This window comes from Acinetobacter sp. HR7 (genome assembly GCF_000773685.1).
Taxonomy (GTDB): domain Bacteria; phylum Pseudomonadota; class Gammaproteobacteria; order Pseudomonadales; family Moraxellaceae; genus Acinetobacter; species Acinetobacter thermotolerans.
The window spans coordinates 1-13,879 of the sequence record NZ_JPQO01000168.1; the positions used below are offsets into that span (position 1 = coordinate 1).

The window sequence follows — 13,879 nt, forward strand, 5'->3', positions numbered from 1 at the left end:
AATATTCTTGCGCTCGGACATGGGCGTCTCGCAGGAGGAATCTCCGTCCTTTAGGTCGGAGAGGATGTCAAGAGGTGCAAAGCAGATAACTTAAGAGCTGGACAGTTTCATTAATACCAGTCCGGAAATAATCAGCACAGCGGCGAGCATCCGCATGGCACTGGCAGGTTCGCCCAGAATCAATACACCGACCAGAAAAGAACCCACTGCACCAATCCCGGTCCAGATCGTGTAAGCAGTTCCCAATGGTAATGTACGCATGGCGTAAGCCAACAGTGCAAAACTGAGAAACATGAAAAGAATGGTAATTATACTTGGGGTTAAGCGAGTGAAACCTTCCGATAGCTTCATCGCATAAGCCCATACCACTTCAAACAGACCGGCCAATATCAACAAAATCCAGGCCATATGCCCTCCTCCATCATTTCAGAAGTCAGGCCGTCCTGACGATTTTTCCTAAGCAAAGTCAATTATTTGCATCAAGGGGGGGTCGTTCCTCCTCAAAAATGATTGATTGTATAAAACTGCTTGCAAAAATACAGCTGAATTTACAAAAGATGACGCTGCGAGCTGCAAACTTAACCCAGCTTAACTAAAGCGCCCAAGACACCCCGACAAAAAGCCGCTAATTTAGGCAAAACACAGCAGAACTAAACCACGTTCTCAGCAACTTTAAAAATGACAACAAAGTGCCCAGCACTGCTCCAAAACAAGAAGTTTATCCACATCAAATAATTAAGTTATGCACATGAATTAAATTTAAAGGTTTTCGGAGAAGTTACACGATGAAACACAAATTTACGATAAGTTGATCACTTTTTGTGATGTTTGATTTGTAAGCAATGGCGAATAAAACACCAGATACCACAAGGCTTTCAAAGTAGAAAAAAGAACCAAAATTGAGTTCTTTTTATACATATTTCGTCTAATTCTTGAACATACTAGCTATAATTGATTACATTTTATGCTGGATATCCATAGGGTTACCCACATAGATATCCATATACTTATCCATAAAGTTATCCACAACTCACTGTGAATAACATAAAATTCCGATCAGATAGTTACCTGGCCTACTTTTGCCAGTTCGGAACGCATTTCATCAATTACAGCTTTATAATCCGGCTTGCCGAAGATCGCTGAACCAGCCACAAACATGTCCGCACCCGCCTCAGCAATTTCACGAATATTGGCTGGTCCTACACCACCATCCACTTCCAGACGGATGTCACGGCCTGAAGCATCAATGATCTTGCGTGCCTGACGTAATTTATCCAAAGTCATTGGAATAAATTTCTGGCCACCAAAGCCTGGGTTCACACTCATCAGCAGGACTTGGTCGACTTTATCCAGCACATAGTCCAGATAATGCAGCGGTGTTGCCGGGTTGAATACCAGACCTGCCTGTGCACCACCAGATTTGATCAGCTGCAAAGAACGGTCGATATGATCCGATGCTTCTGGGTGGAAAGTAATGATGTCAGCACCTGCTTCAAGGAAGTCACCAATCATGCGATCGACCGGTTTTACCATCAGATGCACATCAATCGGTGCCTTGATGCCATATTTTTTCAGTGCCTTACATACCCCTGCACCAAAGGTCAGGTTTGGTACATAGTGGTTATCCATCACGTCAAAATGGACAACGTCAGCACCTGCTGCCAGTACATTTTCAACTTCCTCACCAAGGCGGGCGAAGTCAGCAGATAAAATAGAAGGGGCAATTAAATATGGCTTGGACATGAAAGAACCTGGCTGAATATGGGATGAATACAGCATTATAACAAATTGTCCCTGCTGCGCCTGTTCAATATGGTTTAACCAATACCTGATAATTTCTAAAACCATTAAAATCCGGAAATAAATTTAAGCGAGATAAAATAAAAGCCACTGAAAAGTGGCTTTTAAATGGAATTTTAAATTCAGTTTTCCAACTGCACCGCATGGAACTGCAAATGATCATCAACAAAGCTTTGAATAAAGTAGTAGCCATGATCATAGCCCTGATGTTCGCGTAGGGTCAGCTTCTGTCCTGCTTCATCACAAACCTGCTGGAATAAAGCTGGATTCAGCTGGCTATAGAACTGGTCATTAAAGCCCTGATCAATCAGGATATCTGAATAGAGTGCACCTTTGGCTTTAACCAGCTCAGTGGCATCATGCTTGGCCCATTCGGTACGGTCTTCACCTAAGTAATGACTAAAAGCCTTTTCACCCCATGGACACTGGCTTGGCGCACAGATCGGTGCAAAGGCAGAAACTGAGACAAATTTCTCTGGATATTTAAAAGCTAGCGTTAAGGCACCATGACCACCCATGGAATGGCCGAAAATACTGATCTTGCCCGGCTGGATTTCAAACTCTTCATTCACCAGTGGATACAGCTCGTCCATGATAAAGCTTTCCATTTGGAAATGCTCTGCCCATGGTGCTTGTGTGGCATTGATATAGAAACCAGCACCCTGACCGATATCCCAGTTGTCGCCTTCCGCAACACCTTCACCACGTGGTGAAGTGTCCGGGGTAATCAGGATTAATCCAAGTTGTGATGCCAAACGCTGTGCATGTGCCTTAATTGCGAAAGTTTCTTCAGTACAGGTCAGCCCCGCCAGATAAAACAGCGCAGGACAGCTCTGTCCTACCAAAGCCTGTGGCGGCAAATAGATGCCAAAACGGGTTGTTGTTTTCAGCACCTTGGAGTCAAAGCGGTAAATCCGCTGCTCACCCTCAAAACTTCTATTATTCTGTACCAGTTCCATCATGATTCCTTTTTTCTAAAGTTTTACAGTGTGCATCATTCTAGGGAGCAGCCGGTACGGCAGACTGAGCAACTGTAGTTGCTGGAGGGAACAGACGCTGCTCCAGTTGCGGCAGCATCAATTCCATATTTTTACCAATCACCCACTGTGGTTCGGAAGGTTCAAAGCCTTGGGCACTTTCCCATTTCGCCACAGTTTCTTTGGCCTGAGCAAAGGCATCTTTCAGCGTACTTTGTTCACGCATCGCCTCATCAAAGAAAGCTCGGCCAAAGTAGGTATAATCTGCTTCATTCGAGCAACCAAAAGACTGACGGTCCGCTGCAGAAGCAGTAATGACTAAAGTATTTTCATTTTGTAATGCGGATACAAAGCTCCCTGAATAACAGGAAGAAATCACAATCACCCGCCAGCGAATACCAGAAGCATCCAAAGTATCTCGCAACCATTTCGGATCAACCTGTGCCAGATCCAGCGGTGCATTTTCCATTTCAAATTCGTTCGGCAAGCCATGCGAAGTCATATACAGGAACAGTACATCGCTTTCCCGGTTCATCTGCTGACCAATACGGCGTAGTGCCATTTCCATGCTGGTTCGGGATGCAATCGGCATTTCCAGACGCGTCGCCGGATGATTGACCAAGGCAATGGAACGGCCATAAGTCCCAAAGCGAGTATCAAATTGTTCTTTAATGCGTTGAATTTCTGACTGGAATACATCCTGATAGCTCGCCCCCGCGACACCCATGAAATACCAATGCGTTTGGGCAAATTCACCAAACTCGATATTCTCCAGTGCCTTGTTCAGTAAGTTTGGCTGGGCATAGAACGCATCTTCGGCAAAGCTTGGCGGCTGTTCATCGACTTTCCAGATCGGCTGGTCCTTGACCGACATTTGCCACACCACAAGCGTAAACAGCGTTGCCAGCATGATCAACGCACGTTCCCACCATGGCCATTTCAGTTCACGGGAAAATACCCAGACCACAGCCAGACTCTGCCACACGAACAGGATGATAAACAGTGTTGGAATATAGTCGTACAGAATATAGGGCAGATAGTCCAGATCACCCAGATACTGGATCAGGCACTGGAACAGCATGATATGTGTATCTAATACCAGCCAGAGCAAAGCCGGCACCAGCATCAGACGCGGATTATTCACCCGCTGGGATAAAAAGATCCCCACAATCAGGGCGATAAACGGCCACAGTGCATAACTGATCAGGCCCTGCGAGTTAAATTCACCAATCCGACCGGAACTGAGCCAGCTGAATAAACTGTTGGCACAACCGCCAAGAATCCCCCAGAACACCAGCTGCAGAATGGAGGGACGTACCATTTGCAGGGAACGCCTCGACCCCAGAAACAACCACATTCCGGCAATTTGATTGCTCTTGAAATCGTGCCAAAAATTAATGGAAGGTTTGAAGTCGATCATAAGGTTTCGGGGAGATGAGGTGGCTCGCTAATTCGCAAAATAAGTTTAAGCTTGATCAGAGTTTTATCAATGCTATTTTTTAACTATATAACAAATCATTGGATAATTTTGAAGCAATTATCTTAATCTGCGACAAGTTCATGTTGAAAATAGGCATCAAAGCGACAAGCGTCTCCTTGCCACTGATGATCAGGCTGTTTTCCGGCCAGAAAAATGGCTAATCGAGGGCGTTTCACTACCACCCGTTTACCAATTTTCTGTGCCAATTCTAACAGGTTATCACCCAGATCCATTTCACCATCTTCAGGCAGGAGCATGTGTAACAGCTGCATCTGTTTTTTTACCTGCGCCTGCTTTTTTGGTGCCTGCTGGTTCTGGTCACGCTGCGGGAACATCGGGTCTAAATACACAACATCGACCACAGCATTTTGCTCGGCCTGAAGTTTTAAATAATCTGCAGAATCAGAAAACACCAGCTGGATTCGATTCACCACTGGATTTAAGAAAGCATCACTCTGGCTACGAAGATGGGTATCTTCCAACAAGGTAAATAAAATCGGATGACGCTCGACTAAAGTGACATTGGCGCCAAGGTGTGCCATTAACAGGCTGTCATGTCCAAGTCCTGCAGTAGCATCAATCAGATTTGGCTTTTCACCCAGGTTACAGGCACGTGCAATCATTTCCGATTTTAAGGATGCACGTTTTAAACGCCCGACTTCAGCTTTCCAGTCCGGCTGCATTTTCATGCCATTGGCACATAACCATAGGCCATCCGCATCGACACAGAGTGCCAGTTCAGGATTCAGACGGAAGAAACGCGCATTCAGCTTTTCTACGGTTTCAATCTGAACCTGTACACCACGAGAAGAAAGCACAGCCGCAAAGTGCTGTGCTTTCCCGATCTGTTCAGCTTCGGTATATAAGCGAATTTCGCTTACCATAATTTCCAGCCTGTAAATGCAAATAACAGAATCAGCAAACCTGAGAAAATGCGATACCAGGCAAAAATCATAAAGTCACGTTTCGCGACATAAGCAACCAACGCACGGATCAGTAACAATGCTGAAATAAAAGAGACTAAGAGTCCTACAGTCAGTACGACAAAATCCTGTGTCCCACTGAACACGTCAAAACTTTGATACAGATCTAACAGCCCTGCACCGACAATCACCGGAATACCGAGGAAGAAGGAAAATTCCGTTGCAGCTTTACGGGAAACGCCCAGAAACATGGCACCGATAATGGTCGCACCAGAACGTGAAGTTCCGGGAATTAAAGACAATACCTGAATCAGGCCAATCCAGACCGCATCTTTTACGGTCAGGTCTTCCACTTCCTTCGCCCGGATCTTTGGCGGATGCTTTTCAATCCAGATGATGATCAGACCACCGATAATCAGACCCAGCGCAATCGCGATATTGTTGAACAGCAGTTCTTTTACGGTCTGACCAAACGTCAGGCCGACCAGCACGATGGGAATCGAAGCCAGAATCAAGCCAATGCCCAGACGGCGTCCTTGAGGTTCACCACTCACAATACCCGTAGCAGCACCCCAGAGGCGTGCCCAGTATTCATAAATCACAGCTGCAATTGCGCCCATCTGAATGGCAATCACAAAAACGTCACTCTTTTCCTTGGTCCAGAAGTCCATCAGTTCTGATGCCAGAATTAGATGCCCGGTACTGGAAATGGGTAAGAACTCAGTAATACCCTCAACAATCCCCATGATTGCCGCTTTCAGCAGCAGTAATAGATCCATGCTTAATCCTGATTAATTATGCTTTGCCTTGTTCTGGAATTTTTTTCCACGCATTGTCACGTAAATATACAGGCAATGCCAATTCGGCACTGACCCAGTTTTTGGCTGCCGCTGCCACACGGGCAATGCTTGCAATGTCCTGAGCAGTAGCTGTTACATCTTGATACTCTGGCACATCTGCCTGTACCAGATGAGCACCTGAACCCACTGCCGTAAATTTTACGGCTGCACTGCCCTGTTCATAGCTGAGTAACTGTTCTTCATCGACTGGCTGCATGATGCCCTGCTCGTCCAGCTTGTAGCTGGCGATATAAACCTCATTCATACGGGCATCCAGCACCGCGGTGACTTCAGTCAGTCCATGCAAACGGTATGCCGCCTGAGCCAGTGCCTGTAAAGTGGATACTGGAACCACAGGCAGGTCATTTGACCAGGCCAGAGCCTGCGTCACCGCAGCATTAATCCGTACGCCACTAAAGGAACCTGGGCCACGGCTAAATGCAATCGCAGTCAGATCAGAAATCGCCAGACCCAGCTGTTGCAGGGACTGTTCAATCATTGGGAGAATCGTTTGCGTTTGTGCCTTTGCGCGCGCATCAAGTTGGAAAAATAATTCTTGAGTGTCATCAATCACAGAAACGGAACACTGCTCATTGGCAGTTTCCAGTGCCAGCACTTTCATGCACAACCTTAAATTCAGAGAATGTAAAAAATGTCGAATATCATACTCCACTCCCTGGGCTGACGCGAGATTTTCGACCAACAGATACAAAAAACCTGGCCGTAGCCAGGTGGAGCAACTTGAGAACAGGAAAAGCTTAAAGCTCGACTGGTTCCAATTGCTGGAATTTCTGGAAGTGATTCGCGTAATGCAATGCACTCATTTTCAATTTTTCTACCGTTGTTTCATCAATGGTTTTCACCACTTTACCTGGTGAACCCATCACTACGGAATTATCTGGAATGACTTTTCCTTCCGGAATCAGCGCATTGGCACCAATAATACAATTCTTGCCAATCACCACATTGTTCAAAATCACCGCCTGAATCCCGATCAGTGAGTTATCGCCAATGGTACAGCCATGCAGCATGGCCTGATGACCAATGGTCACATAATTGCCGATATGCATTTCAATCCCGGCATCGGTATGCAGCACAGCGTTTTCCTGTACGTTGCTGTAGTCTCCGATATGAATTTTGCAGTTATCACCACGAACCACGGCACCGAACCAGACACTGACCTGTTTGCCCATTTCTACCTGACCAATCACCGTCGCAGTCGGTGCAACCCAGCCATCCCAAGGCTGATGTAGTGCTTTTGGAGAATGTCCCTGAAATTTGTACAACATGGCAAATTCCTTTTTAGTCCTTAAAGAATTTTGAGCGTTTAAAGGCGGGTGAATTGAGCAGGAATGGCCATTCTTTTTTATAGTCCAACCCGTATTGAAATAATGAAATCAGCATACGTGCAGTCAACCCCCAGACGATTTCATTTTCCACGCGCATGCTGGGGAAATAGAGAGACTGATGCGCGAAACGCACTTCATACGGCGTTGGTTTGGCTTCGAGTAAATTCCGCAGTGAGGCAAAGAAAATCCGGTCAATCTCGGTTGGCTGTGGGGTCAGCTCCACTTTTGGAGGAATCAGACCAACCACCGGTTTGACCAACAGACCGCTGCGGGCCTTTTGCATCGGCAGATCGCCAATCAGATGCACATCAAAAGGATTCAGTGCCGTTTCTTCATAAGCTTCACGTAATGCAACCACGATATTACTGGTATCCTGCGGATCACGCTTGCCACCCGGGAAAGACACTTCACCGGCATGATTGGTCATATAAGCCGAACGGCGAGTGAGTAAAACCTTAGGATCAGTCTCATTGGTAATCGCAATTAACACCGCAGCATCGGCTGGCTGAATGCGCCGGGAAAAGCGTAAACGCTGCTGTAAGTGGTGGGTTAAATCACGATCATCCATCCAGTTCTTCCTCATTATCCTTATGCTTTCATCATAGCCGATTTTTAAAATCTGGAGGATAGAATTGATGCCAAAATTGGATTTTTCAGTTATCCTGAGTCTACTTTTTATCATTGATGATGAATATGAACTTCTGTACAGCTTGTGGACATGAGACAACTGAAAAAGTACCTTTAGGTGATCAAAAAATCCGTAATGTCTGTACGTCCTGTGGGTTTATTCATTATGTGAATCCAAAAGTGATTTGTGGCGCTTTAGTGCTCTGGGAAGACAAGGTTCTGCTGTGTCGTCGTGCCATTGAACCGCGTTATGGTTTATGGACCCTGCCAGCCGGTTATATGGAACTGTTTGAGACCATGGAACAAGGCGCAGCGCGTGAAACCCGCGAAGAAGCTGAAGCGGAAGTGGAAATCGAACAGCTGTACTGCATGTACAACATTCCGCGTATCGGGCAAATTTATGTACTGTTTAAAACCCAGCTGATTGAAGGAAAGTTCGGTGCCGGTGAAGAAACCATCGAATCGCGCCTGTTCTCAGAAGCCGAAATTCCTTGGGCCGATCTGGCTTTCCCAAGTGTAGAACGCACCTTAAGACATTATTTTGAAGACCGTAAAACCAATACTTTCCCTATGCATCTGGAAACCCTGGGTTCACGTCTGGATCACACAGGTTAAGAAATTTAGACGATTGCAAAATAAAAAAGAGCGCCATTTGCGCTCTTTTTTATTTTCAGGAAGAGGTTTCCTGAACAGGCACTGAAACGACTGATTCTGCATCTTCAAGCGGTGTTTTCAGCACCCTGTTCTGTAAAGTCTTTAAACCTTCCTGCATCTTCTGTTGTACCAGATGGGTTAAGCTGTCCACGGTATGCCCTTCTGTCGAAATCTCCGGTAGAGCCATCAAATGCGCTGTGACTTTTGGCATTTCCAGCACCCGGCGTACATGTGCAGCGAAGCTGATGTTATCGACATACGGCGCTACCATATCCAGTTCACCCTGCTGGTTTACATAGCAGATCAGGCAGATCTGTACCGGACGTTGTGCTTCAATCGCAGCCCCGAGAATCCGGCCATGGACTTTCTTGATCCTCCGGCCATTCGATGTGGTCGCTTCCGGGAAGAACAGCACCGGAATATCCTGTTTCAGGAACTCGGTAATCTGATCGCGGATTTTGATGGAATCCCCTGAGCCACGTTTGATAAACAGCGTACCGCCACTTTTGGCCAGTTTGCCCAACACTGGCCATTGTTCAATTTCTGCTTTAGCCAGGAAAAACACCCGTGCCGCTGAACCCAGCACCGCAATATCTAGCCAGGAAATATGGTTACTGACCCAAAGCGCAGGTTCACGCGGAATCGTGCCATGCGCCTGTATTTCGATATTGAATACCTTGCACAGCTTGCGACAGAAATACTGCACATAACGGGTATTAGTCGGGTTATTGGGATTCTTGTACAGACCATAGCGATAGACCAGATAGAACCCTTCACTCACCGCGGCCACAGAAGCTGCAATTTTTCTAAAATAAAGCAAAAACTTGGCTAATCCACGAAGTTCAGGTGTTTGATTTTCTATAGTCGGATGCATACAAGGATCACTATTTTTCGGGCCGATTCAGGTCATCATTTTCACGTATCTTTACCATTCTATACTGTTCATTCTGAACTTGCATTGATTATAAAAACCGTTCAGACAGATCAAAAATTGTCATTTTTAAGTCTAACCTCGATTAATTATTATTTTAATTGAACCACCCAATGGAAGGTTATTTCATGCAAGAAGATCAGCAAACCACCTCTCCTGCCATTCAACCCATGCAAGCATTAACTTATATCGCAGCAGCCAGCGCCCTTTATGCGGCTGTATTTGTGATTCTGGCTCAACTTTTCATTGCCGCACTCTAACCAAAACTCACACAGCTGCGCTATCTGTCCCTAGCTTTTTCCACTAAAATGAAGTTTTCAAGTGGAGTCTGGACTGAGTGGAAATTATACAACATCGTCGTACCCCAGATCGCGTTATTCTGGTCAGTGTAAGCGTACAGATGCTGGAAGATCTGGATGCCGAAGAATTTCACCTGCTGGCCAGTTCAGCTGGCGCGGAAATCCTTGAGCATCTGCATGTCCAACGCCTGAAACCTGATCCTAAATTCTTTATCGGTTCTGGCAAGGCGGAAGAAATTGCCGAACAGGTGGAAGCCCTTGAAGCCGATCTGGTGATTTTCGATCATAGCCTGACTCCGGCCCAGGCCCGTAACCTTGAAAAGGTCGTAAAATGCCGTGTCGTGGATCGTACCGAGCTGATTCTGGATATCTTTGCCCAGCGAGCGCGTACCTATGAAGGGAAACTGCAGGTCGAATTGGCACAGTTACAGCACATGGCTTCGCGCCTGATCCGCAGCCGTGGCAATCTGGATAGCCAGAAAGGTGGTATCGGTCTGCGTGGTCCAGGTGAAACTTTGCTGGAAACCGACCGTCGTTTGCTGCGTGTCCGCATGGGCCAACTGAAAGCCAAACTGGAGAAAGTCCGCCAAACCCGGATGCAGGGCCGTGTCGCTCGTCAAAAAGCTGCTGTACCCACCATTTCTCTGGTCGGCTATACCAATGCCGGTAAATCCACCCTGTTTAATATTCTCGCTAAAAGCGATGTCTATGCCGCGGATCAGCTCTTCGCAACCCTAGACCCCACCCTGCGGCGTTTAGAATGGGAAGGTATTGGCACCGTTGTCATCGCCGATACTGTTGGTTTTGTACGCAATCTGTCTCATTCTTTAGTCGAATCTTTTAAAGCGACTCTAGAAGAAACGCTGGAAGCGACTTTGCTTCTCCATGTCATTGATTCCAGCAGTCCTGAAATTCTGGAACAGATTGAAGCAGTGGAAACCGTCCTTAAAGAAATTGGTGCTGATGTACCGGTGCTGCGCGTCTATAACAAGATCGACCGTAGCGGTGAAGATGCCAAAATTATTTATAGCAAACCGAACCAGCCAGAGCGTGTGTATGTCTCAGCCCATACAGGAGAAGGCATTGAACTGCTGCGTAAAGCGGTGCATGAAGCCTTGATGGGACAAATCCAGCAGTTCGATCTGAAATTGCAGCATGCGCATGGCAAATTGCGTAACCAGTTGTATGACCTGAACGTGATTCAATCCGAGCATTATGACGAAGATGGTCAGCTGCATTTACAGGTCAGGATCGCACCACAAAAACTGGAACAGATCATCCGGCAAGCCCATTTATCGCTAGAAGATATTCTTGGTGACCAGGCAGTTCAGTTTCAGCGGCCACTTGAAGAGTTTGAAATACCAGGTAAGATCGACTAAAACTTGATAAATCAAATTTTATAGACCCTAAAAATGAACTGGATAAAACACATCGATTGGCCAGCATGGATCGGCACGATACTGCTCATTATTGTCTTTCGGGAAGCAGCAGTCTTGATCATGACCGAACTTGGTCATCCTGAACTTGGCAACCTCACCGGACTAATCAGCCTACTGATCGTGCTCTTTGCTTGGCGACGCTGGCGCAAGATTCCTGCTCGCCTAGTAGATACCAATAACAAAATCATGAAAGAAAGTGCCTTTGCCTTTCTACCAGTTAGTGCGGGTTCACTGATGATGCTGGTACACATGGGCCATAAAATCCCAGCCTTTCTGGTTGTTTTATTCGTCAGCACCCTGATTCCACTCTGGGTCTATGCCAAAATTGCCAAGCGCTGGTTATAGGAGATCACAATGCTATCTATTCTTTATGGTTTCCTGATTACACTGGTGGCTTATCTGGCAGCCAAGCCCTGTAACCGCGTGGTTCCGAAAATTCCAGTGATTGTCTTCGGCATGATCTTTATTCTGCTGATCCTATTTGTACTCGGCGTGCCTTATGAAGCGTATATGGAACAAACCAATCCGCTATTTAACCGCCTGTTAGGATATGTCACTGTAGCATTGGCCATTCCTCTCGCCGCGATGCGCTATGACGATCTGCCATTAAAAGCAGTGACCGGCATTCTGGTCTTCGCCAGTATCAGTGCCGTGGCTTTACCAATGGGACTAGCTTACCTGCTGCATATGGCATCGGATGATATCATGGCCTTTGCGACTCGGGCAGTGACCACTCCAATTGCTATTAATATCGCGACATTACTCCACGCTCCAATCAGTCTGGTGATTCTGATTGTGATCCTGTCTGGCGTAATTGGCGCGGCTTTCTCGTCCATCATTCTGCGCCATATCAATGATGAACGTGCTTCTGGTCTGGCATTGGGTTTGGCCGCCCATGCCATTGGTACGGCACAAGCCTGGCAACGTGGCAGCGTGGCAGGCCGTTATGCCGCATTTGGGATGGCAGTTAATGCAGTCTTCACTGCGCTATGGCTACCAACCTTTATTCTGTATTTGCAAAGCTTATAAATTTGACTGAACAGTCAAATTCTCATGGCTATATCCTCTAGGGTATAGCCACTTCATTTCGCTGCCCGACATTAAAAATTAAAAAAGTAATGTAGTAACCGCATCAAAAATCATAAAAAAAATGTGTTCTAGTTAAATTAAATTGACCATAAAAGTAGGTTAAAACCCAGTATTTTCCTAATTTCCGACTTAGCCAATTGACTTTAAAATCCAGTCTTTCGTCTATGTCTTTTCGGCACTAGTTTTGTTTAGCTCTCTCTTTCCTCAGCCCTAATCTTTTATTAATAAAGTTCATTTTTTAATCCATATACAATGAAATAAAAATAGTACTACTAGACTTAGGATGTATCCCTTATCTATATCCAGCTTGCTTTTTTTTTAGTAAGGTTGTATGAATAATAAACATATAGATTTTTTCAAATCTGTAGATTTAAAAACTTTATTTTTATAGCAAAAACACAGTCAATCAAATGGATATTCGATTGAAATAACGATAAGGAAATCAGATGAAAACAAGACATGTTTTCAGGATGTCGGAGCTGATGAAGCCATGGGATCTATCCTTATTCACACAAAACTGGAGTGGAAACTGGCAACAGATTTATGACAGAATGTGCACAATTCGAATCCCAAGTAAAATGATATACATATTTCATGATACGTATGAGAAATTAAAAACTCAGTTCAAATTATGGATGAGCTACTTGCCCACCCAACAAGGTTCACATCATAGGCTATCTTCTAGGGATATCCTCGCAATACTGGAGCATGAAGCTTTCAAAAACTTAAAACATATAGCATCGAAGGATGCAACGGCTTAGCCCAGAGACTAGCAAATTTATATCGCCATAACCTGCATGAGCAGGTTATTTGCAAGCATAAACATTGAACTTAATTTGGCCATTCGCATTTGGCTATAGGAACTACACAACCGAATTCTTATTGCTGACCGAACAACATAATTGTGACCGTCAGCATTAAACAACATGGGGATGAATAAAATGAATAAATCAAAAATCACAATGATGCTACTGGGTGCATGTATGAGTGTTTCAGCATTTGCCCAAGACCTGGCAGGTACATGGCAGCAAATTGATGATAAAACTGGCTCCCCTAAAGCCATCATTGAAATTCGTAAAGAAAACAATGGTACTTACGTGGGTAAAATTGTCAAAGTCACTCCACGTCCTGGTTATACACCACAAAAAACCTGTAACAACTGCCCTGCACCGTATACCAACCAGCCAATTCTGGGGATGGATGTACTGACTGGTTTAAAACCTGTGGAAGGCACCAATAACTATGAAAAAGGTAAAGTCATCGATCCGCTGGCAGGTAAAATTTACGACGCCAAAGTTCGTCTGAGTGCCAATGGTAAACGTCTCACCTTGCGTGGTTATATGGGCGTCTCTGCACTCGGCCGTAGTCAGACCTGGATTCGTCAGGACTAATTCAAAGCTGATTAAGCCAATAAAAAAGCCACGTTGAACGTGGCTTTTTTACATCTATTTAATGTCCCGTCCTGAAATAAG

At 45.5% G+C, this 13,879-nt stretch carries 16 protein-coding genes; 6 read left to right on the top strand and 10 right to left on the bottom strand.

All coding sequences use genetic code 11. The features are described from left to right. Positions 1 to 90 precede the first annotated feature (90 nt). The 9 genes from sugE to GW12_RS08920 all read right to left on the bottom strand — a co-directional run bounded on the left by sugE (position 91) and on the right by GW12_RS08920 (position 7,936). Positions 91 to 408 carry a quaternary ammonium compound efflux SMR transporter SugE gene (gene sugE / locus GW12_RS08880; protein WP_034586472.1) on the bottom strand — a complete coding sequence of 106 codons (318 nt, stop codon included), beginning with the start codon at positions 406 to 408 and terminating at the stop codon, positions 91 to 93. A gap of 648 nt (positions 409 to 1,056) precedes the next feature. Next, complete coding sequence (gene rpe / locus GW12_RS08885) at positions 1,057 to 1,743, bottom strand: ribulose-phosphate 3-epimerase (RefSeq protein ID WP_034586510.1); 687 nt, start codon at positions 1,741 to 1,743, stop codon at positions 1,057 to 1,059. A 179-nt stretch (positions 1,744 to 1,922) separates the two neighbouring features. Beyond that, positions 1,923 to 2,759, bottom strand: coding sequence for an S-formylglutathione hydrolase (gene fghA, locus GW12_RS08890; RefSeq protein ID WP_034586475.1), 837 nt, complete (start codon positions 2,757 to 2,759; stop codon positions 1,923 to 1,925). Between the two features lie 40 nt (positions 2,760 to 2,799). Continuing rightward, on the bottom strand, positions 2,800 to 4,197 hold the full coding sequence (locus tag GW12_RS08895; protein WP_034586479.1) for a C13 family peptidase: 1,398 nt from the start codon (positions 4,195 to 4,197) through the stop codon (positions 2,800 to 2,802). Between the two features lie 122 nt (positions 4,198 to 4,319). Beyond that, positions 4,320 to 5,141: a class I SAM-dependent methyltransferase gene (locus GW12_RS08900; protein WP_034586482.1), complete on the bottom strand. Its 822-nt coding sequence runs from the start codon at positions 5,139 to 5,141 to the stop codon at positions 4,320 to 4,322. After that, positions 5,135 to 5,959 (bottom strand): undecaprenyl-diphosphate phosphatase, encoded by an 825-nt coding sequence (locus GW12_RS08905; RefSeq protein ID WP_034586485.1) that lies wholly within the window; start codon positions 5,957 to 5,959, stop codon positions 5,135 to 5,137. The genes GW12_RS08900 and GW12_RS08905 overlap by 7 nt, the downstream gene beginning before the upstream one ends. A 16-nt stretch (positions 5,960 to 5,975) precedes the next feature. After that, positions 5,976 to 6,641 carry a tRNA (adenosine(37)-N6)-threonylcarbamoyltransferase complex dimerization subunit type 1 TsaB gene (tsaB, locus tag GW12_RS08910; protein WP_034586488.1) on the bottom strand — a complete coding sequence of 222 codons (666 nt, stop codon included), beginning with the start codon at positions 6,639 to 6,641 and terminating at the stop codon, positions 5,976 to 5,978. Positions 6,642 to 6,777: 136 nt separating this feature from the next. After that, on the bottom strand, positions 6,778 to 7,308 hold the full coding sequence (locus tag GW12_RS08915; protein ID WP_034586491.1) for a gamma carbonic anhydrase family protein: 531 nt from the start codon (positions 7,306 to 7,308) through the stop codon (positions 6,778 to 6,780). Positions 7,309 to 7,321: 13 nt separating this feature from the next. Next, positions 7,322 to 7,936 carry a CoA pyrophosphatase gene (locus tag GW12_RS08920; RefSeq protein WP_034586494.1) on the bottom strand — a complete coding sequence of 205 codons (615 nt, stop codon included), beginning with the start codon at positions 7,934 to 7,936 and terminating at the stop codon, positions 7,322 to 7,324. A 125-nt stretch (positions 7,937 to 8,061) separates the two neighbouring features. Here GW12_RS08920 and GW12_RS08925 point away from each other — a divergent pair, with 125 nt between their 5' ends. After that, positions 8,062 to 8,610, top strand: a complete 549-nt coding sequence (locus tag GW12_RS08925) for an NUDIX hydrolase (RefSeq protein ID WP_034586513.1) — start codon at positions 8,062 to 8,064, stop codon at positions 8,608 to 8,610. Positions 8,611 to 8,665: 55 nt separating this feature from the next. Here GW12_RS08925 and GW12_RS08930 read toward each other — a convergent pair whose 3' ends face one another. Beyond that, positions 8,666 to 9,523 carry a 1-acyl-sn-glycerol-3-phosphate acyltransferase gene (locus GW12_RS08930; protein ID WP_052127904.1) on the bottom strand — a complete coding sequence of 286 codons (858 nt, stop codon included), beginning with the start codon at positions 9,521 to 9,523 and terminating at the stop codon, positions 8,666 to 8,668. 185 nt (positions 9,524 to 9,708) lie between these two features. On the opposite strand from GW12_RS08930, the gene GW12_RS16110 reads away from it, so the two are divergent. From GW12_RS16110 to GW12_RS08955, 5 genes are all read left to right on the top strand, one after another. Next, entirely contained in the window at positions 9,709 to 9,840 is a 132-nt protein-coding gene (locus GW12_RS16110; RefSeq protein ID WP_264673527.1) for a hypothetical protein, read from the top strand. Positions 9,841 to 9,917: 77 nt separating this feature from the next. Further along, positions 9,918 to 11,258 (top strand): ribosome rescue GTPase HflX, encoded by a 1,341-nt coding sequence (gene hflX, locus GW12_RS08935; RefSeq protein WP_034586497.1) that lies wholly within the window; start codon positions 9,918 to 9,920, stop codon positions 11,256 to 11,258. Positions 11,259 to 11,291: 33 nt separating this feature from the next. Beyond that, entirely contained in the window at positions 11,292 to 11,663 is a 372-nt protein-coding gene (locus GW12_RS08940; RefSeq protein ID WP_034586500.1) for a hypothetical protein, read from the top strand. 9 nt (positions 11,664 to 11,672) lie between these two features. Further along, positions 11,673 to 12,347 (top strand): LrgB family protein, encoded by a 675-nt coding sequence (locus GW12_RS08945; RefSeq protein ID WP_034586504.1) that lies wholly within the window; start codon positions 11,673 to 11,675, stop codon positions 12,345 to 12,347. A gap of 1,001 nt (positions 12,348 to 13,348) precedes the next feature. Beyond that, positions 13,349 to 13,798 (top strand): DUF2147 domain-containing protein, encoded by a 450-nt coding sequence (locus GW12_RS08955; RefSeq protein WP_034586520.1) that lies wholly within the window; start codon positions 13,349 to 13,351, stop codon positions 13,796 to 13,798. Positions 13,799 to 13,879 lie beyond the last annotated feature (81 nt).